The organism is Streptomyces sp. NPDC004126, from assembly GCF_050275515.1.
Classification (GTDB): Bacteria; Actinomycetota; Actinomycetes; order Streptomycetales; family Streptomycetaceae; genus Streptomyces.
Window position 1 is genome coordinate 136,750 of record NZ_JBNNPF010000019.1, and the last position, 18,381, is coordinate 155,130.

Below are 18,381 nucleotides of genomic sequence, written 5' to 3' on the forward strand. Positions count from 1 at the left end.
GGTATGACGTACGTACCGATGACCGCCCGCAGCCGCGAAGAGGGGCACCGGACGGCGACCTCGCTGGAGCTGTTCTTCGACCTGTGCTTCGTCGTGGCGATCGCCCAGGCGGGGGCGCGGCTGGTGCACGCGCTGGCGGAGGGCCATCCGGGGGCTGGGGTGGTCGGCTATTTCTTCGTTTTCTTCGGGGTGTGGTGGGCGTGGATGAACTTCACGTGGTTCGCGTCCGCCTACGACTGCGACGACGTCCCGTACCGGGTGGCGACGCTGGTGCAGATCTCGGGTGTGCTGGTCTACGCGGCGGGGGTGAGCCGGGCCTTCGACGACAACGACTGGGTGGTGGCCGTCATCGGCTACCTGATCATGAGGGTGGCGCTGACGGCGCAGTGGCTGCGGGCGGCGGCCGGGGAGAGCGGTGCGGCGCGGTCGGCGGCGCTGAAGTACGCGGTGGGGCTGGTGATCTGTCAGGCGGGCTGGGTGGCGCTGCTGTTCGCTCCGGACGCTTCGAAGCGCTGGCTGTTCCTGGTGCTGGTGGTGGCCGAGCTGATGGTGCCGGTGCTGGCCGAGCGGGGGCACCAGACGCCCTGGCACGCCCATCACATCGTGGAGCGGTACGGCCTGTTCACCATCATCGTGCTGGGCGAGACCATCGCGGCGAGCACGGTGGCGGTGCAGTCGGCGCTGGAGGAGCACGAGGCGCTGGACGAGCTGCTGCCCATCGCGGCGGGCGGACTGCTGATCGTCTTCGCCGCGTGGTGGATCTACTTCGCGGTGCCGATGCACGAGCGGCTGAACACCAACCGGGAGGCGATCCCGTGGGGCTACGGCCATCTGCTGATCTTCGCTTCGGGTGCGGCTATCGGTGCGGGCATCGAGGTGGCGGTGGAGCACGCGGTGGGGAAGGCGCACATCTCGCAGGCCGCCGCGAACGCGGCCGTGACCGTCCCGTCGGCGCTGTTCCTGCTGATGGTGTGGTTGCTGCACTCGCGCCACTTCAAGCGGGGTGTGGCCCAGCAGCTGGTGCTGCCGGTGTCCGCGCTGGCCCTGCTCGCCTGTACCTGGGCGGGTTCGTACGCGGTGCTGTACGCGGGGTTGGTGGCGACGGCCGCGGTGGTGGTCGGCATGACCCTGTCGGTGCGCGGCGGGCAGTTCGAGCGGGCCGGTGCCGATGTCTGAGGTTCCGGCCGTCACCCCCACGCCCCCGGACGCGTTCAGCAGCTCAGCGGAACGGCTACAGGAAGAGACAGCCCCCATGACACTCCCCCCGCAACGGCACGGCTCCGGCACCGATCCCGGAGGGGAACTGGCCGAGCCGGGTTTCTGGCAGCGGCCTCCCGATCAGCGGCTCGCGGCGTTCGCCCGGCTGCGTGCGCTGGACTCCCCGGTGTTCGTCCCGGAGGGGAGCGGTCACTGGGCGCTCGTGCGCCACGCCGACGTGCAGGAGGCGAGCCGGCTGCCGAAGGTGTTCGCGAGCGCGCCCGGGGTGACGACGCCGGAGCCGGCCCGGTGGGTGCGGGCGCTGTTCGGGGACTCGATGGTCAATCTGGACGGCCCGGACCACGCGCAGCTGCGGAAGATCGTGCAGCGGGCGTTCACGCCGCGGCTGCTGGCGGCGGCCGAGGAGGACATCCACGCGGTGGCGGCCCGGATCGTGGACGACGTCCTGGCCGAGCGGCCGGACGAGTTCGTCGCGGCGGTGTCCTCGCGGCTTCCGCTGGAGGTCATCTGCAACATGATGGGCATCCCGGAGCACTACCGTGCGGAGATCGCGGACCGGGTCAACCACGCGTCGGAGAACATCGGTGTGGAGCGCGGGCTGGCGGCCCGGCTGCGGATGCCCGGGCGGGGGCTGCGGGCCCTGGCGCGGATGCAGCGGATGGTCGCGGGGATCGGGCGGGAGCGGCGCAGGAACCCGACCGACGACCTGATCTCGGCGCTGGTGTGCGCGAACGTGGACGGGCAGGCGCTGGGCGCCCGGCAGTTGGGGGCGTTCTTCAGCCTGTTGATGGTGGCGGGGGTGGAGACGACCCGCAACGCCATCAGTCACGGGCTGAGCCTGCTGACGGACTTCCCGGAGCAGCGGGACCTGCTGCTGTCGGACTTCGAGAAGTACGCGGACGGTGCGGTGGACGAGATGATCCGGCACTCGACGCCGATCATCCAGTTCCGCCGGACGGTCACCGCCGAACACACGCTGGGCGGGCATGCGTTCCGGCCGGGTGACAAGGTGGTGCTGTACTACGCGTCGGCCAACCGTGACGAGGCGGTCTTCCCCGATCCGGACGCGTTCGACATCACGCGCTCCCCGAACCCGCATCTGGGTTTCGGTGGCGGCGGGCCGCACTTCTGCCTGGGCGCGCATCTGGCCCGGGTGGAGATGAAGGCGCTGTTCCGGGAGCTGCTCACGCGGCCGGTGGGGCTGCGGGCGGTGGGTCTGCCCGATCTGGCGGGCTCGAACTTCGACAACCGGGTCCGCTCGCTGCGGTTCGCCTTCGAGCGCCCGGTGTGAGGGGCCGGCCGCCGGGCAGGCTGGGAGCCCGGCGGCCGGAGCACGGCGGCCGCCGCAGGCGCGGCGGCGGCTGCCGTGGGCAGGGGCGGCTGCTCTGGGCAGGGGCCGGCTGCGGGGGGGGCTAGCGCTGCAGGCTCTGCACGGTGACGAGGCAGTGGGCGCACTCGGTCAGGACTTCTTCGTCGCCGGCGAAGGCCTTCAGCTGCTCGGCGCTCACGGGCTTGCCGGGGACCGCCTCGGGCCAGGCGCGCGTGGCGAACAGGAAGTACGCCTGGCCGCCGTCGAGGGCGGCCTCGACCCACTCGTCCGGGGCGGTGCAGGTGGCGTTCAGGCCGGGCAGGGTCAGGGCGATCTGGTTGTCCGCGAGGACGACCTTCACGTCGAACTTCTGCGGGTTCGCGGTGCCGTCCGCGACCTCGACGCCGATCGGCAGCCCCATCCCCTCCAGCAGTGCGCGGGCGGCCGCCTCGCCCGCTTCCCGGCCTCCCGGTCCGTCACCGAGCGTGTAGGCGAGGAGGTAGGGGAGCTTGTGCCCCTCGGCGGGGTCGCCGATCCAGGCGAGCACGGAAAGGGTGCCGAGCTGACTGCGGTCGATTTCGGCTTGCGTAGAAGTCATGGGCGCACCTTAGTGCTCCGGCGCCGGGCCCTTTCACGGCCTTTCACCCGCGCGGGCTAGACCGACCAGAATCCCCCTCCGGAATTCGCCTGCATGTTCGCGTCCTGGTACTGGAGCCGCACGATCTTCTGGTTTTCCGGAATTTCGAACACGACCCATCCTTCGGCCCGCTCGCCGACCGCGAGGGAATCGAAGACGAGTGGTTTGCCGGTCGTCAGTTCACCGGTGCGCACCACCGGGTGGCGCTTGCCCGCGCCGTCGTACGCCCACATGCGCCCGAGTGCCCCGTACGAGGCCCCGCCGACGTTGACGAACGACATCGAGGCGGCCACCCAGCGCTTGCCGGCGGGCGGCTGGTAGTTGGGTTCGACGCTGACCGCCGGGTCCACGAAGGCGGTCAGCACCACCTGGAGGTGGCGGCCCACCTCGTGGCCTTGCACCCGTACGGAGTCACCCACATGGGCGTCCTTCGCCGCGCCGGGTGCCACGCCCGCCCGGTCCTGGGCGGCGGGGTCCTCGTCGGCGCCGGGCGCCCCGTCGTCGACGGGGACGGCGGGCGCCGCGGCGGGGGCGAGCGCGGCGCCCTCGGGGGCGCTCTGGCAGGCGGTGGCGGTGAACAGCAGGAAGGGCATCAGAGCGGCGGCGGCGAGGAGGGAGACCGAGGTGGGGACGGAGGCGGGCTGACGCATGCGGGAACCCCTTCGGGGATCTTCGGGGCGGGGAGTATTTCCGGCCAGTCTCACGCGCCCGAGCGGGGAATTGCACACACCGACACGAGCACGCGGAACGAGTCGCCCGCCAATTGCCAGCACAATGCGTTCCGGTGGATTCCCGCCACCCGCACCCACCTGGAGGAAAAATGCGCACGCCCGCCCGCCGAATGACCCTGGGAGCCTTCTCCGCCCTGGCCGCGACGGCCCTGTTCACGGCCCCCGCCCACGCCACCGTTTTCAATCAGGGAATTTCCGTACAGTCGGAAGCTCACATCGCCGGGGACGGTTCCATCACCCTTTCCGGCACCTACCACTGCGAGGCCGCTTCACCCTCGGGGGCGGTCCAGATCAAGGCCACCGTCATCCAGGACGGCACCCGGCTGAGCATCGGCGCGGGTGAGGTCGTCTGTGACGGCACCGACCACAAGTGGGTGGCCGGAAGCCCGCTCACGGGCGGCATCCACCCGGGTGCCGCGAGGGCCGTGGCGGAGCTCCAGGAGATCCACATGTCGGGCCTGATGCCCCGTGCCATCGACACGGTCGCGCTGGACGACAAGGTCATCGAGGTCGTCGAGCACGCGTAGGGAGCGCGGCCGGCCGCGCGGGTGCGGTAGCCGCCGCTACCGGCACTCGGGCGCGACGCCCGTCATCGACATGAACGCGACCGTCTGGCATCCGGGGTCCGTGTGCGGACGTCCCGTCGTCCAGTCGACGACCGCCTGGCCCCCGGCCGCCAGCAGCAGTACCGCCAGCGTCGCCACGATCCCCGTGACCGCGCCCCTGGTCAGGCGGCGCACCATACCCCCATCGGCAGCGGGGCGCCCTGGAAGACCGGCACGTCCCGCAGAACCAGCATCCGTTCCATGGCGGCATCATCACCCCGCCCCCCGCATCCCGCCACCCGACGTGACGGGGCGGTCACGCAGTGCCCGCGCGGGTCAGCCCGTGCCGCGCGGGGTGCCGCCCGCGTCGAACTCGCACCAGACGGCCTTCCCGTCGCCCCGGGACTCCACGCCCCAGTGCGTGGCCAGGGCGTCCACCAGCAGCAGCCCGCGCCCCGTGGTGGCCGCCTCGCCCGGGGTGCGCCGGCGCGGCCACACGCTGGAGCGGTCCTTGACCCACAGCCGGATCCGGCGCACCGGCTCGGGCAGCACCTCCATGGTCAGCACCGCCCCGCCGTCGGTGTGCAGCAGGGCGTTGACCAGCAGCTCCCCCGCCGCGAGCTCGACGTCGTCGGCGAGTTCGGCCATGCCCCAGTCGCGCAGGGCCTGCCGCAGGGCGTAGCGGGCCTCGGACAGCCCCTCGGGGTCGGCCTGGTGGACGTACTGGTGGATCCGCGGTGCCCGGTGGGTGCCGGGGTCCGGGGCGCGGCGCAGGACGAGCAGGGCCACGTCGTCGCCGGAGCCCCAGCGTTCCCAGAGCCGGTCCAGGAGGTGGTCGGCGAGGGCGCCTGCGCCCTGGGGGCCGCTGCGCACGGCGTGGGCGAGGGAGTCCATGCCGGTGGTGATGGTGGTGCCGGGTTCCTCGACGAGCCCGTCGGTGCACAGCACGAGCGTCTCGCCGGGGACCAGGTCGAGGCGGGTCTCGGGGAAGTCCTCCTGTTCGAAGACGGAGGCCAGGCCGAGGGGGAGGCCGCCGCGGACGTTGGGCCAGCCGGTTCGGCCGTCCGTGTGGCGGATCAGCGGGCCGAGGTGGCCGGCGCGGACGGCCCGTACGCCTCCGGTCTCCAGGTCGACCTGTGCGTACATGCAGGTGGCGAAGCGTTCGGTGTCGAGTTCGGCGAGGAAGCGGGAGGCGCGCGCGAGGACGGTGGAGGGCGGGTGGCCCTCGCCCGCGTAGGCGCGCAGGGCGATGCGCAGCTGGCCCATGATGGCGGCGGCGTGGGTGTCGTGGCCCTGTACGTCGCCGACGACGATGCCGACGCGGTCGCGGGGCAGGGCGATGACGTCGTACCAGTCGCCGCCGACCTCGCGCCCGCTCCAGGCGGAGTGGTAGCGGACGGCGATCTCCCCGCCGGTGATGTCGGGGATGCGGCGGGGCAGCATGGCGGCCTGGAGGCCGGTGGCGAACTCGCGTTCCTGGTCGAAGAGGAGCGCCCGCTGGAGGGACTGGGCGACGATGCCGGCCAGGCCCAGGCACAGGTTGCGTTCCTCGGGGCTGAAGTCGGTGCGCCGCCGGTAGAAGAGCACGAGTCCGCCGATGGCCTTGGCCTGGGCGATCAGGGGGAGGTAGGCGGCCGCGTCGTAGTGGATGCGGCGCAGGTAGTCGGCGAGCAGGGGGAACTCGCCGGCGAGTTCGGTGAGCGAGGTGACGAAACGTGCCTGCCGGCTGAGGATGGCCTGGGAGAGCGGCAGCGATCCGTCCAGACGGGTGAACTTGCGCTCGCTGAGGATCTCCAGGGTCTCCCCGCTCAGCGCGATGATCTTGATGGTGCCGTTCTCGACGAGTCCCAGCGCCAGCCCGTCCGCGCCGAGCCGTTCCAGCGCGCCGGCGCCGGTGAGGGCGGCCGTCACGTCGTCGACGGTCACCGCCCGCGACAGGGCCTCGGTGGTGCGCTGCACGATGGCGGCCTGCTGGACGCGGGCGCTCTCCAGCTTCCGCAGGATCGTCGCGTGGGAGAGCTCGGCGGTGGCGTCCCGGACGATCCCGGCGATCCGCACCGGCCGGCCGTCGTCGTCGCGCAGCACCCGGCCGGTGGTGTGGGTCCACTGGTCGCGGCCGTCGCGCCGGCGCACCGTGAAGTACGAGCCGTACGTGGACCCGCCGGCCTCCAGTACCGCGGTCACGGTGTCCGAGAGCCGTGCCGCGTCGTCGGACGGGATCCGCACGCCGAGGGCCTCGGGGGTGCCGTCGAACTCGGCCGGCTCCAGGTCGAAGACGGCCAGGCCGGCCTCGTCCAGGCTGAGGCTGCCCGCGTCCAGGTCCCATTCGAAGCTGCCCATGCCGTTGAGCGCGAGCCGCTCCCCCGGGCCCGTCACCAGCCCTGGGGCGCCGCGTTCCGGTTCGTCGCGCTCCGCCGCTGCCACGAGAGACACACCACCTAACGGCCTGGCCAGCACGGCTGGGAGATGAGCCGCTCCCACTCCTCGTCAGGATGCCCCGGAAGGGTCCGCCCGGCCTCCCGCCACCGCTTGACGAGGGAGAGGTAGATCGAGGGCTGGTCGCCGGCCCCGAGATGACCTGCGGACCGCCACCCGTACGACGCCCCGGCCGCGCCCCGGGGCGGCTGGCCGGCGGCGGTCCGGGGCGGCTGGCCGGCCGCCCGGGCCGTGGGCTGCTCCCCGCGGCTGGCGGGGATGCGCACCCAGCCACGGCCGCCCTGTGCTCGCTCCGCGCCCATCGCGGACCCCTCTCAGGTGGATCTCGGCATCTCAGCGTAGATACGTCTCCGGTCGTCCGGCGGCGGCCCGGACCGGCCGGGACGCGCCGGAGGAGCCCGGCAGCGGACCCCGGGCGCCGAGGCGCTTGCGGACTCCCTTCACCAGTCTCCCCGCCGTGAACCCCGCGCCGTGCACGAATCGCATGGAAGGTCCGAATGAGGGAGCCGTCAGCAGTCCCGCGAAGAACAGACCCGGCCAGGAGGACTCGAAGCCCGCGCTCAGCTCCGGTGTGCCGCTGCCGCCCACGGTGGCCAGCGCGGCCCGCAGCCGCGCGTCGAGCAGCTCCAGCCGGTCCAGCCGGGGGGCGAACCCGGTCGCCGCGATGACGTGCGCGGTGTCCAGTACGACGGACTCCCCGGCCGCTGTGGTCAGCCCGAGCCGGGTACGGCCGCCCACCGCCACCGCCCGGGTCAGCCGGTGTCCCATCAGCACGGGCACCCGCCGCTCGAAGCGGTCGCGCAGCCACCACGCCCCGGCGGGCCCCAGCGCCGTGGCGGCGATCCGCTCGCGCGTCGGCGCGGGCAGCCGCCGCACCGCCCACGGCAGCTCCGACCACACCCAGCTGCGCCAGCCGGTGCCGAGCCCGCTGTGCGGCTCGCGCAGGGCCCGGGCCAGCGGGCGTTCCAGCGGCTGCGGGACGGTGTTCCAGTTCAGCCGGGACCGCCGGGCCACCAGACACGGCCGGGCCCCCGCCTCCGCGAGCAGCGCGGCCGTCTCCAGCGCGGCCTGCCCGCCGCCCAGGACGGCCACCTCGCGCCCGGCGAAGCGGGACAGGTCGCGGTGGCCGCTGCTGTGCGAGTAGTGGCCCGGGGGCAGCTCGCGCAGCGCCTCGGGGTAGTGCGTGAAGGGCATCACCCCGACGGCCAGGGCCACCGTACGGGCGAGCAGCGGCGGCCCGTCGGCGGTGCGGACGAGGAAGCCGTCGCCCTGCGGGGTGACCTCGGTGACGGTGGCCTCCTCCACCTCGGGCAGGCCGGCGTGCCGGGCGAACCAGAGCCCGTACGCGCTGAAGGTGGCGATGGGCAAAGGGCTGGCGTGCTCGGCGGCCAGGCCCCGGGTGGCGCAGTAGTCGGCCAGGGTGTAGCGCCCGCCGGGCGCGGAGAGGTTCGAGGACCACGGCTCCGACTTCAGGTACATGCCCTCGGGCATGTGGTCCCGCCAGGACGCCATGGGCCGGCCCAGCACCCGTACCCCGAGCCCGGCCGCCGCCGCGTGCGCGGCGATCGACAGCCCGTACGGCCCGGCGCCGATCACCACGAGATCGTCCGTCCGCCTCACGGCCACTCCTTCCACCAGATCGCCACCGAGTCACCACGCCACCAAGGCACCGCTTCGCCGCGTCACCGCGTCACCGCGTCACCAAGGCACCGCGTCACCGCGTGAGCACGCCGCCCGCGGCACACCACCGCACCGCCGGCCCACGACGCTCCGTCACATGTCACTGCGTCACCGCGCCACGCCCTCAGGGCCGCAGCACGGCGCCACCGCCTCCCGGCCTCCCCGTCACCGGCTCACCAGCTCGTCCGGCTCCGCCGAAGCCCCCGGCGGGGCCTGGTCCGCGGCCGGTTCCGGGGGCTGGGACCGCGGCCACGGCCGTTCGCCGCCGCGCTGGCGCGGCGCCCGCACCGCGCGGACCGTGCGCCGCCCCTGCGCGGGGACGCCCCGCAGGGCGCGGGCCCCCTTGCCGAAGCCGCGCCCCAGGAACGCGCCGAGCATCGCCAGGAACGGCCACAGGTCGTCGAGGGCGAACCAGGCCGCCTCCACCCGCCCCCGCTCCCCGCGCGGCAGCACCCGCACCGGACCCGGCCGCGCGTCACGGCCCCGCTGCCCGGACGCACTCCCCGCCGGGCCCGCCGCAGCCGGCCCGCCGGGGGCGCGGCGCGGCAGCGTGCGGCCCCGTACCGCGGCCAGCAGCGCGTAGTTCTCCGCGACGAAGACCCGCCCGGGCCCGCCCGCCGGCGTCGGCACCCGCTGACCCGTCAGGTCCAGGTACACGGCCTGGACCACGTCCAGCCCCGAGTCGTCGGCGAACAGCCTGAACTGCGCGCCGGGCCGCGGGTTGAAGTCCACCAGCCGGAAGGTGCCGCACTCGTCCCGGCGGAAGTCGAGGTCCAGGATCCCCTGGTAGCCGAGCCGTTCGGCGAGCCGCAGCGCCGACTCCTCCACCGCCGGGTCCGGCAGCCAGCGCCCCACCGCCGTCAGCCCGGTCCGCAGCGGCCAGGACAGCTCCTTGCGGCCCGAGCCGGCCAGCAGCGGCCGCCCGTCGCGGGCGAAGGCCCCGTGGAAGAACCAGTCGGTGTCCGGCCCCGCGGGCAGGAACCGCTGGAGCAGCAGCCGGCTCCCGGCCTCGGCGGAGCGCTCGTACAACCGGCGGGCGTCGGCCGCCGTGTTGACGAGCGCGGTGCTGCGCAGTCCGGCGCCGGCCGGCAGCAGCCAGGGCCGGCTCCACTTCGCCACGACCGGGAGCCCGAGCCGCCACGCCGCCCGCGCCGCCTCGGCGCCGCTCGCCGGGATCACGGTCTCCGGGTGCGGGACGCCCCAGCGGGCGCACAGCCGCGAGAGCTCCGCCTTGTCCGCCACCCGGGCGGGCAGGTCGTCGGGCTGATGGGGGATCCGGAAACGGTCCGTCAGCATCGGCGCGACCCGGGACACGGCGATCGCGCTCATGTCGTCCATGGCCACGAGCACCGCCGGCCGCCCGATCCGCTCCGACACGCCGACCAGGCACTCCAGCAGCGCCTCGGGCGCCTCCGGGTCCAATCCGCCCTCGGGACCGGCGTGCACGGCGCGCAGATAGCGCGAACGCCCCACGGGACCTCCCCCGGCTTCGACGACGGCATGGACCTCCACGCCCTTGCGCCCCAGGGATCTGACGGCGCCGAGGGTTCCGTGGTGGAACGGATTCCGATCGAGTCTGAGCAGAACAGCGGGCACATGGCCGTCGAACGCGTTCATGGGAACGGTGTCTTTCACCTAGTCGGACCAAGCGGAGAGGATGCGCACCTGCGAATGGCCTACCCAGCGGCCACCGGACAGGCCATTCGTCAGATGTGATGTCTAACGTCTTTTGCAAGCACACCGGTTCGCGAAAGCTCGGGAGACGCCATGCCCAGACCACGCCACCGCCTGGTGAGCACCTGCGTCGGTACGGTCACGGCCGGGCTGCTCGCCACCGGCGCCGCACTCGCGGCCCCGGACGACGAGCCCCCCAAGGGGTCCGACACCGCCATGGGCGCCTACCTCGGCTACGGGCCGCCCGGGGTGGCCCGCATCCCCTACCTGTCGCACTGGCTCGGCGGCAGGGAGATCCGGGTCGGGCACACCTATCTCCCCGGCGACCAGTGGACGGGCATCGAGGGCGGCGTGGACTTCCTCGCGGACTGGGCCGAGTGGCGCCGGGCCGAGGACGACCGGATGTTCGTGCTCAACGTGCCGATGCAGGCCCGCAACGAGGACCGGGTGCCCGACTGGCAGGTGGTCCAGCTGATCCGGGCCGGCGCGGAGGGCCAGTACGACCGGCACTTCCGCAAGCTCGCCGAGCGGCTGGTGGCGCTGGGCGTCCCGGACACGGTGATCGTGCTCGGCTGGGAGATGAACGGCACCACGTACACCCACCGCTGCGGTCCCGACCCGGAGCACTGGAAGGCGTACTGGAGGCGCATCGTCAACACGATGCGCTCCGTCCCCGGGCAGCGGTTCAAGTTCGATTTCGCCCCCAACCGGGGGACGGACGCGATCGGCTGGACCAAGTGCTACCCGGGTGACGACGTGGTCGACATCATCGGCATGGACTCGTACGACCAGGGTCCGGGCCGGACCTTCGAGGAGCACGTCCGCCAGCCGTACGGGCTCCAGCAGCACGTCGACTTCGCGAAGGCACACGGCAAGCAGATCTCGTACCCGGAGTGGGGGCTGTTCCGGAACGGGGACAATCCGGAGTACATCCGGCAGATGCTGAAGTGGATCGACCAGCACAAGCCGCTCTACCACACCATCACGGACTACTGCCCGCACGGTGTCTGGCGGTGCAAGCAGAACCCGCAGTCGGCGAAGGTCTTCCGCGAGGCCATGGGCGAGCACAAGCCGTCCGAGCCGACCCCGCAGGTCCCGACGCCGCCCGTGGTCCCGACGCCGCCGGTGGTCCCCAAGCCGGACCTGCCGACGCCCCAGGTCCCGACGCCGCAGTTCCCGACCCCGCAGGTCCCCAAGCCGGAGGCGCCGAAGCCGGACGCCCCCAAGCCCGAGCTCCCGAAGCCCGAGCTCCCGAAGCCGGAGGCGCCCAAGCCCGAGGCGCCAAAGCCGGACGCCCCCAAGCCGGAACTCCCGAAGCCCGAGGCCCCGAAGCCCGAGGCGCCCAAGCCGGAACTCCCGAAGCCCGAGGCCCCGAAGCCCGAGGTCCCCAAGCCCGACGTGCCCGCCCCGCAGACCCCGGCCCCCGAGGCCCCCGTGCCGCCGGCCGAGCCCGCGCCGGTGGACCCGGCACCCGTCGACCCGGCGCCCGCTCCCGTCGAGCCCCCGCCGGCCGTCCCGGAACCGGTACCCGTCACCCCGTCGCCGGACGTCACGGTCCCGCCCCCGCTCCCGCCCGAACCGTCCCCCGAGGTCCCGGTGCCCGCACCCCCGGTGCTGTCCCCGAGCCCCCTCGCACCCAGGCCCCAGCCGACCACGCCCACGCCCACGCCCACGCCCACGCCCGAACCGAAGCCCCAGCCCGACAACAGCAGCCAGTGGTGCCTCCCGCTCGACTTCGGCGAGTGGCTCAACAGCTTCCTCGGCGGCCACCAGTCGGTCTGCTTCCGCTTCGACTGGGGCAAGGACTCCGGCTTCTGGCCGTTCTAGACGGGTCATCGGACCCGCAGTTCGTTCAGCCGCGCCCGCCAGTCGCGGGCGGCCGGCAGCGCCTCGCGCAGCGCGTCCACCGCCCGCTCGCGCCCCGTGATCTGCGACTCGTACAGCCGCAGCAGGGGCGCGAGCGCGTGCGTGGCCAGCAACAGGCGCTGGTTGACCACCGTCTCGGGCCGCCAGTGGTTCTTGTACGGCTCGTTGCCGCGCAGGAAGCTCACCACCGGCCGGCCCTCCTCCAGCGCCCGGCCCGCCTCGTAGCGCAGCAGCAGCGTCGCCACGTCCACCTTCCGCTCGCGCAGGTCCGGGTCGGCCCCGTACAGGTAGCCGCCGCTCAGCGCGGCCGACAGCAGCGTCACGTTGGCCGCCACCACCTTGCCGTCCAGCCGGAACTCGGTGAGCCGGCCCTCCCCCGCCCGCACCATCCGCCGGGTGGCCCGGGTCAGGTGCTCGGCGAAGCGCGGCCTCAGGTGCTCGGGGGTCACCCCGCGGCCCCGCCACTGCTTCTCGTGGAGCCGCAGCAGGGTGCGTACGGCCTGCGGCACCTCCCGCTCGGTGACCTCGTGCTCCTCGATCCCGGCGGCGTCGGTCTTGCGCAGCTTGGCCCGCACGCGCTGCGCGCCGGAGGCCGGCATGCGCTTGACGAGCTGGTCGAACGGCAGCGCGGGCAGCTCCATGCAGGTGGAGTCGGCGGCCTTGGCGCCGACCCCGGGCCACGCCTCGTACAGCGCCTCCGCGGCGGCCCCGGGGCGGACCTCGCGCAGGTCGACGACGGCGGAGCGGGCGGCCCGGTGCAGCCCGTTGGCCAGGGCCGGGACGACCTGGCCGGAGTACTCGGCGGCGACGAGCACGTCGAAGTAGTCGGTGATCGGCCCGCCGAGCGGCACCAGCCGCGGCAGCGGCCGGTGTACGAGCATCAGCGCGGCCGCACCGACGAGCTCCTCGCCCCGCCGCACGAGCAGGACCCGGAGCCGGCCTTCCTTCCCGTACGACAGCCACCAGGAGTGCAGCCAGGCGTGGCTCTGGAAGGGGGTGGCGGTGGGGCAGTTCCGGACGAGCCGGTTCCAGGACTCCTCCAGCGCGGCGAACTGCCGGGGGTCTCGGCACAGCGTCACCGTCAGGGCCCCGGCGGAGCCCCGCGTCATCGCACGGACTCCTTCTCCTTGGTCTCGGCGTGCTCGCCCTGGGCGGGCAGCGAGGCGTACTCCTCCACCGCCGGGCGGCCCGTCCCCTGCTCCTTGCGGCGGGCCGGGCGGGCCAGCAGCCACAGGCCGCCGAGGAGCCCGCCGGCACACAGTCCGACGGCTCCGCTGATGGCGGCGGACGGGGAGGCGGGGTCGCTGGGCGCGACGGCCTGGTTGAACAGCAGCAGCTGCACGCCGGTGTTCTTCGCGGCCTGGTTGCTGCTCAGCGAGAGCGCGTCGGCGACGGCGTTGGCGATGTCGGCGGCCTCGGAGGGGCTCTTGGAGGTGCCGGTGATGGCGATCATCGGGGAGTCGGGGGAGGTCTCGGCGCGGACCTGGGTGCGCAGCCGCTGGGCACTGATGCCGGCGCGGGGCTGGGCGTAGGCGAGGGTGGAGCTGCTGGTGGCGATCCGGCCGTACGCCTGGGCGAAGCCGAGGGCGGTGGCCGGCTCGGTGGTCTCGTTCGGTACGGCGACGACGTAGCTGGTGGCGGCGTACTCGGGGGCCTTGAGCACCCCGTACGCGCCGCCCGCGGCCAGTCCGAGCAGGGCGCAGGCGGGCAGCGGCCACCAGGCGGGCGGCGGCAGGAGCCGGCGCTTGCGCTCGGAGCGGTGGTCGGACTTCTTCTGGTCGGGGGTGTCGGCCATGTGCGGTGCCTTCCTGGGTGGAGGGGAGTTGGTGCGGTCCCGGCCGTTCCCCTGGCCGGGGGTGGAGCGAGGGGGGATCAGCCGTCCCCGCCGGGTTCGGCGAGGGCCGGCCCCGCCTGGGGGCACCTCCCAGCGGGGGCTGGGGGAGTCCGGGGTGCGGATTCCGCGCCGGACGCGGCCCCGCGGTCGCGCGGCCCGCCGACGGATCCGGGCACGGGCACGGCGGGTGCGGAATCCTGCGGGCGCGCCGCGGGCAGCGGCCCCGGCACGGCGGGGCCGGACCCCGTCGGGCCGGCCGTGGCGGGCGCCGCGCCGGCCCCCGGCCCCGGCACCGGCACCTCCCCCGGCGCGGCCAGCGCGAGGGCGTACACGTCCAGGAGTTGCGCGGCGGTGCGCGTGATGTCGTACCGGCGCACCACCGGGGGCGGCGGGAGCCGGCGCGCGCCCGCTTCCATGTGCCCGCGCAGCGCGGCGACCAGTTCCTCGGTGCCGGTGCCGATCCGCCGCGCCCCCGGGGCCTGCACGGCGGGGAGGTCGTCGATGGCCGGGCAGGTCACGTGCAGCACGGGCAGCCCGGCGGCCAGCGCCTCGACGACGGCGAGCCCGAACGCCTCCTCCCGCGACGGGGAGACGAACACGTCCATGGCGGCCAGCAGGGCCGGGATCCCGGGGGTCCGCCCGTCGGAGCTGTCGCCGAGCGGGTCGCGCTCGCCGAGCAGGTGGATCCGGCTCTGGGCGCCCAGTTCGGCGGCGAGCAGCCGCAGCGCGGCGCGTTCGGGGCCGTCCCCGGCCAGCAGCAGGTGCGCGCCGGGGAGTGCGGCGACGGCCCGGACGAGTACGTCGAACCGCTTGCCCGGCACCAGGCGCCCCACCCCGCCCACCACGAAGGCCCGTTCGGGCAGCCCGGTCCGGCTGCGCGCGGCGCGGCGCACGCCCTCGTCGAAGCGGAAGCGGGCGGCCTCGATCCCGTTCGGGACCACGTGCACCCGGGCGGCGGGCACGCCCCACCCCTCCAGCCGGGCGGCGACGGTCGCGGAGACGGCGACGGTGGCCGCGCCGAGCCGCTCGCTCGCCAGGTACAGGCCGCGTACCCCGCCGGTGAGCGGCCGGCCCTCGATCTCGCCTTCGCCGAGGGAGTGTTCGGTGGCCACGGTGACCGGGACGCCGGCGAGCCGGGCCGCGAGGCGCCCGTAGACGCAGGCCCGGTAGAGGTGGGTGTGGACGAGGTCGTAGCGGCCGCGGCGGATGAAGCGGACCAGCTTCGGCAGGGCGCCGAGGTCGCGGTTGCCGCGCATGCCCAGGTGCACGACGCGGACCCCGTCGGCGCGCAGCCCCTCGGCGACGGGGCCGGGGTTGGTCAGCGTCAGCACGTCGCAGGGCATCGGCATGTGCCGCAGCAGCAGCCGCAGCTGCTGCTCGGCACCGCCGACGCCCAGTCCGGTGATGACGTGCAGCGCCCTCAGGTCCTTGAAGTCTTTGGGGTCCTTGGGGTCTTTGGGGTCCTTGAGGTCCTTGAGGTCCTTGGGGTCCTTCACCGCAGCACCCGCCCGCGCAGCTCCCGCACCTGGTGCCGCAGTTGCTTGACGCGCAGCCGTGCGGCTCCGTCGGCCTGGCTGACGTGGGTGCGGGGCAGGGCGTGGCGGCCGGCGAGCCGGCCGGGGGAGATCGCGCAGGCGTAGTCGTAGCCGGCGGCGCGGGTGGCTTCGACGACCCGGGCGTCGAGGTGCCCGTACGGGTAGCAGAAGCCCTCGGGGAGGGTGCCGGTCAGCTCGCGGATCAGCTCGCGGCTGCCGCGCAGCTCCTGCTGGAGGACGTCGTCGGGGGCGGCGGTGAGGTCCTGGTGGAGCAGCCCGTGGGAGCCGATCTCCTGTCCGGCGGCGGCGACTTCGCGGATCTGCTCGGCGGTGAGGAGGGGCTTGCGGGGGCCGAGCGGGTCCCAGACGTTGTCGACGCCGAGCCGGCCGGGCAGCACGAACAGGGTGGCCGTGCAGTCGTGCCGGCGCAGCAGGGGCAGGGCGCGGGTCAGGAAGTCGGTGTAGCCGTCGTCGAAGGTGAGGCCGACGAGGCCGCGGCCGCGTCCGGCGGCGCGGGCCCGGAGCAGTTCGGCGACTCCCACGCCGCGCAGCCCGCGGGCGCGCAGCCACAGCAGCTGGGCCTCCAGGGCGGCCGGGGTGACGGTGATCCCGTACGGGTCCTCGGCGGGATCGGTGAACTCGGCGACCGAGTGGTACATCAGGACCCACGGCGACGGGCTCCGGCGGGCGGGGCCGGTCACGGCGGCGGGGGCCGTTTCGGTGTCAGCGGACATTGCGGAACCTCTGGGTGAGCTGGGTGATCCGGTTGGCGGTGTGGGAGCCGAGCTGGGCGATCTGGCCGGGCAGGGCGGTGATCTCCAGCGCCCGTATGGCCATTCCGGTGGCTCCGAACATGGCGGGGACGAGCAGACAGCCGAGGGCGGCGCTGACGAGCGGGTCGGCGATCATCGGGCCGGCGAGCCAGCCGGTGCCGCAGGCGGCGGCGGCCGCGACGGCGAGCCGGCCGATGCTGACGGCGACGCGGCGGACCTGGATGGCGATGATGCGGGAGCCGAGGCCGGTGAGGAGCATGGCGGCGGTGGTGGAGATGCCGGCGGCGTTGGCGGCGGCGATGCCGTAGGTGCCCCACCAGCCGACGGCGAGGGCTCCGGCGACGATGTTGACGAGGAGTCCGGCGGCCATCGCGAGCGCCGGGAACCAGGTGGGCCGGGAGGTCGAGAAGAAGGGCCGGGACAGGGCGCCGACGAGGCAGTGGCCGAGCAGGCCGAGGCCGTAGACCCGCATCGCGGAGGCGGTGGCGAGGGTGTCCTGGTGGGTGAAGGCGCCGCGTTCGAAGAGGACCTGGATGATCTGCGGGGCGTAGCCGATGACGAGGGCGGTGCCCATGAGGACGGCGAGGGAGGCCAGGGCCAGGTCCTGCTCGACCCGTCGGCGGGCCTTCTCGCGTTCCCCGCCGGCCATGGCCTGGGCGACGACGGGGAAGGTGACGGTGCAGATCATCAGGGACAGCACCATCGGCATCTGCGCGACCTTCTGCGCGTAGTTGAGGTGCGAGATGGCGCCGGGCGGGAGGGAGGCGGCGAGGAAGCGCTCGACGAGTACCTGCGACTGCCGGAAGACGGCGAAGAAGATGACGGGGGCGATGACCCCGAAGGCGATGAGGGTGGGCCGGTCGCGGTCGCGCTGGCTGCGCGGGGCGCCCTTGGCGCGGCTGGGGGCGAAGCCGACGTTGCGGATGAAGGCGGGGAGCTGGACGAGGACCATCAGCAGCCCGCCGACGGCGACTCCGGCGGCGGCGGCCCGGACGCCCCACAGGGTGTGGAGGGCGACCATGCTGCCGATGATCCCGACGTTGTAGGAGACGTAGATCGCGGCGGGCGGCAGGAACGAGCGGTGGGCGCGCAGGGCGGCGCTGAAGTATCCGGCGATGCCGAAGGTGATGACGGTGAGGGCCGTCATCCGGGTGCACTGGACGGCGAGTTCGGGGTCGGGCAGGCCGGGCGCGAGGACGCCGACGACGAGCGGTGCGGCGACGATGAGGACGGAGGCCACGGCGGCGAGGAAGACGGCGAGCCGGGGCAGGGTCGCGCCGACGAGGAGCCGTACGGGGTCTGCGGCGCGGGCTTCGCGGCGGGTGAGGCCGGCGCGGCTGGCGGCGCGGCGGGCGAGGGCGTGGCTGAAGGCGGGGACCATGAGCAGGGCCATGGCGTCCTCGATGAGGAGCGTGGAGGCCATCTCGGGGACGGTCCAGGAGATGAGGAAGGCGTCGCTGTCGTGGCCGGCGCCGAAGAGGTGCGCGATGGTCTGGTCGCGTACGAGTCCGAACACGGCTCCGGCCGCGGTCAGTCCGGCGGTGACGGCGGCGGCCTTGGCGAGGAACCGGCCGAGCGGCGCGGTGCCGCTGCCGCCGGTCTCACCGGCGCCGCCCGTGCCGGGCCGCTCGCCCTGCCGTCCCCGCCGCGCGGGAGCCCGCCCGCCGGCGCCGGCGCCCGCCGGCGGGGCCGCGGCGGCCGCGCCGCCGCCCGGCTCCGGCACTCCCCGGCGGACGCCCGCGGCCGCCGGAGCGGATCCGCCCGGGGGCACGGCGCCCCACCGGGCGGTGTCCGCCGCGTCGGCTCCGGCGGGCCGGCCGTCGCGTACCGCGTCCCGTACCCCGTCCCGCACGTCCGACCCCCACGGCTCGGCCATCGTCCGGCCACCTCCCGCCCCTGCCCGTCCCGTGTCCGGCGCGCCGGGTGCACGCCCGCGGCCGTCCGCCGCGCCCTGCTCGCCCGGGGTCCCGCCCCGGCCCGGGCCGTCGTAGCCCGGTGCCGCGGCGGGCGGGCCCGCCGGGGTTCCGGGATCCGGCGCGCCCGGGCCGGGGGCCGGGTCCGGGGTGGTGCGGCCGCGGCCGGCCGGGGGGCCGGCCGGGGCGGTACCTGCGGAGCCCGCGGCCGCGGCGACTTCGGTCGCCGC

The 18,381-nt window shown here is 74.6% G+C and carries 15 protein-coding genes and 1 pseudogene; 4 read left to right on the forward strand and 12 right to left on the reverse strand.

Going from position 1 to position 18,381, the window contains the following annotated elements:
• Window positions 1–3 precede the first annotated feature (3 nt).
• Entirely contained in the window at window positions 4–1,176 is a 1,173-nt protein-coding gene (locus ACQKM2_RS19915) for a low temperature requirement protein A (RefSeq protein WP_427711366.1), read from the forward strand.
• A gap of 76 nt (window positions 1,177–1,252) precedes the next feature.
• Window positions 1,253–2,509, forward strand: coding sequence for a cytochrome P450 (locus tag ACQKM2_RS19920; RefSeq protein ID WP_427711368.1), 1,257 nt, complete (start codon window positions 1,253–1,255; stop codon window positions 2,507–2,509).
• Window positions 2,510–2,630: 121 nt separating this feature from the next.
• On the opposite strand, the gene ACQKM2_RS19925 is transcribed toward ACQKM2_RS19920, so the two are convergent.
• Both ACQKM2_RS19925 and ACQKM2_RS19930 read right to left on the reverse strand, forming a co-directional pair.
• A complete protein-coding gene (locus tag ACQKM2_RS19925) occupies window positions 2,631–3,125 on the reverse strand; it encodes a DUF5949 family protein (protein WP_427711369.1) in 495 nt (164 codons plus the stop codon).
• 56 nt (window positions 3,126–3,181) lie between these two features.
• The gene (locus ACQKM2_RS19930; protein ID WP_427711371.1) at window positions 3,182–3,814 is read right to left on the reverse strand and encodes a DUF4352 domain-containing protein; all 633 of its coding nucleotides are present in this window, start codon (window positions 3,812–3,814) and stop codon (window positions 3,182–3,184) included.
• 170 nt (window positions 3,815–3,984) lie between these two features.
• On the opposite strand from ACQKM2_RS19930, the gene ACQKM2_RS19935 reads away from it, so the two are divergent.
• Entirely contained in the window at window positions 3,985–4,422 is a 438-nt protein-coding gene (locus tag ACQKM2_RS19935; RefSeq protein WP_427711373.1) for a DUF6299 family protein, read from the forward strand.
• 36 nt (window positions 4,423–4,458) lie between these two features.
• Here the strand turns inward: ACQKM2_RS19935 and ACQKM2_RS19940 are convergent, their stop codons facing one another.
• The 5 genes from ACQKM2_RS19940 to ACQKM2_RS19960 all read right to left on the reverse strand — a co-directional run bounded on the left by ACQKM2_RS19940 (window position 4,459) and on the right by ACQKM2_RS19960 (window position 10,029).
• Window positions 4,459–4,638 (reverse strand): hypothetical protein, encoded by a 180-nt coding sequence (locus ACQKM2_RS19940; RefSeq protein ID WP_362471342.1) that lies wholly within the window; start codon window positions 4,636–4,638, stop codon window positions 4,459–4,461.
• 138 nt (window positions 4,639–4,776) lie between these two features.
• Window positions 4,777–6,864, reverse strand: a complete 2,088-nt coding sequence (locus ACQKM2_RS19945; RefSeq protein ID WP_427711398.1) for a SpoIIE family protein phosphatase — start codon at window positions 6,862–6,864, stop codon at window positions 4,777–4,779.
• Window positions 6,865–6,878: 14 nt separating this feature from the next.
• Window positions 6,879–7,178 (reverse strand): hypothetical protein, encoded by a 300-nt coding sequence (locus ACQKM2_RS19950; protein WP_427711375.1) that lies wholly within the window; start codon window positions 7,176–7,178, stop codon window positions 6,879–6,881.
• A 31-nt stretch (window positions 7,179–7,209) separates the two neighbouring features.
• Entirely contained in the window at window positions 7,210–8,496 is a 1,287-nt protein-coding gene (locus tag ACQKM2_RS19955; protein ID WP_427711376.1) for an NAD(P)-binding domain-containing protein, read from the reverse strand.
• A gap of 225 nt (window positions 8,497–8,721) precedes the next feature.
• A complete protein-coding gene (locus tag ACQKM2_RS19960) occupies window positions 8,722–10,029 on the reverse strand; it encodes an ATP-grasp domain-containing protein (protein WP_427711377.1) in 1,308 nt (435 codons plus the stop codon).
• 294 nt (window positions 10,030–10,323) lie between these two features.
• Here ACQKM2_RS19960 and ACQKM2_RS19965 point away from each other — a divergent pair, with 294 nt between their 5' ends.
• Window positions 10,324–12,057: a glycosyl hydrolase gene (locus ACQKM2_RS19965; protein WP_427711378.1), complete on the forward strand. Its 1,734-nt coding sequence runs from the start codon at window positions 10,324–10,326 to the stop codon at window positions 12,055–12,057.
• A gap of 5 nt (window positions 12,058–12,062) precedes the next feature.
• Here the strand turns inward: ACQKM2_RS19965 and ACQKM2_RS19970 are convergent, their stop codons facing one another.
• The 5 genes and pseudogenes from ACQKM2_RS19970 to murJ form a co-directional block, all read right to left on the reverse strand.
• Window positions 12,063–13,205 carry a GNAT family N-acetyltransferase gene (locus tag ACQKM2_RS19970; protein ID WP_427711380.1) on the reverse strand — a complete coding sequence of 381 codons (1,143 nt, stop codon included), beginning with the start codon at window positions 13,203–13,205 and terminating at the stop codon, window positions 12,063–12,065.
• A complete protein-coding gene (locus tag ACQKM2_RS19975; RefSeq protein ID WP_427711381.1) occupies window positions 13,202–13,891 on the reverse strand; it encodes a lipopolysaccharide biosynthesis protein in 690 nt (229 codons plus the stop codon). The genes ACQKM2_RS19970 and ACQKM2_RS19975 overlap by 4 nt, the downstream gene beginning before the upstream one ends.
• Window positions 13,892–14,244: 353 nt before the next feature.
• Window positions 14,245–15,354, reverse strand: a pseudogene (locus ACQKM2_RS19980) (glycosyltransferase); the annotation flags it as partial.
• A 68-nt stretch (window positions 15,355–15,422) separates the two neighbouring features.
• Entirely contained in the window at window positions 15,423–16,199 is a 777-nt protein-coding gene (locus ACQKM2_RS19985) for a polysaccharide deacetylase family protein (RefSeq protein WP_427711383.1), read from the reverse strand.
• Complete coding sequence (murJ, locus tag ACQKM2_RS19990; RefSeq protein ID WP_427711400.1) at window positions 16,189–17,961, reverse strand: murein biosynthesis integral membrane protein MurJ; 1,773 nt, start codon at window positions 17,959–17,961, stop codon at window positions 16,189–16,191. Before murJ ends, ACQKM2_RS19985 begins: the two co-directional genes overlap by 11 nt.
• Window positions 17,962–18,381: the final 420 nt, after the last annotated feature.

Excerpts from the sequence above, each read along its gene's own strand:
- ACQKM2_RS19915 (WP_427711366.1), top strand. The coding sequence starts at position 4 with ATGACGTACGTACCGATGACCGCCCGCAGCCGCGAAGAGGGGCACCGG.
- ACQKM2_RS19920 (WP_427711368.1), top strand. The coding sequence starts at position 1,253 with ATGACACTCCCCCCGCAACGGCACGGCTCCGGCACCGATCCCGGAGGG.
- ACQKM2_RS19925 (WP_427711369.1), bottom strand. The coding sequence starts at position 3,125 with ATGACTTCTACGCAAGCCGAAATCGACCGCAGTCAGCTCGGCACCCTT.
- ACQKM2_RS19930 (WP_427711371.1), bottom strand. The coding sequence starts at position 3,814 with ATGCGTCAGCCCGCCTCCGTCCCCACCTCGGTCTCCCTCCTCGCCGCC.
- ACQKM2_RS19935 (WP_427711373.1), top strand. The coding sequence starts at position 3,985 with ATGCGCACGCCCGCCCGCCGAATGACCCTGGGAGCCTTCTCCGCCCTG.
- ACQKM2_RS19940 (WP_362471342.1), bottom strand. The coding sequence starts at position 4,638 with ATGGTGCGCCGCCTGACCAGGGGCGCGGTCACGGGGATCGTGGCGACG.
- ACQKM2_RS19950 (WP_427711375.1), bottom strand. The coding sequence starts at position 7,178 with ATGGGCGCGGAGCGAGCACAGGGCGGCCGTGGCTGGGTGCGCATCCCC.
- ACQKM2_RS19965 (WP_427711378.1), top strand. The coding sequence starts at position 10,324 with ATGCCCAGACCACGCCACCGCCTGGTGAGCACCTGCGTCGGTACGGTC.
- ACQKM2_RS19970 (WP_427711380.1), bottom strand. The coding sequence starts at position 13,205 with ATGACGCGGGGCTCCGCCGGGGCCCTGACGGTGACGCTGTGCCGAGAC.
- ACQKM2_RS19975 (WP_427711381.1), bottom strand. The coding sequence starts at position 13,891 with ATGGCCGACACCCCCGACCAGAAGAAGTCCGACCACCGCTCCGAGCGC.
- ACQKM2_RS19985 (WP_427711383.1), bottom strand. The coding sequence starts at position 16,199 with ATGTCCGCTGACACCGAAACGGCCCCCGCCGCCGTGACCGGCCCCGCC.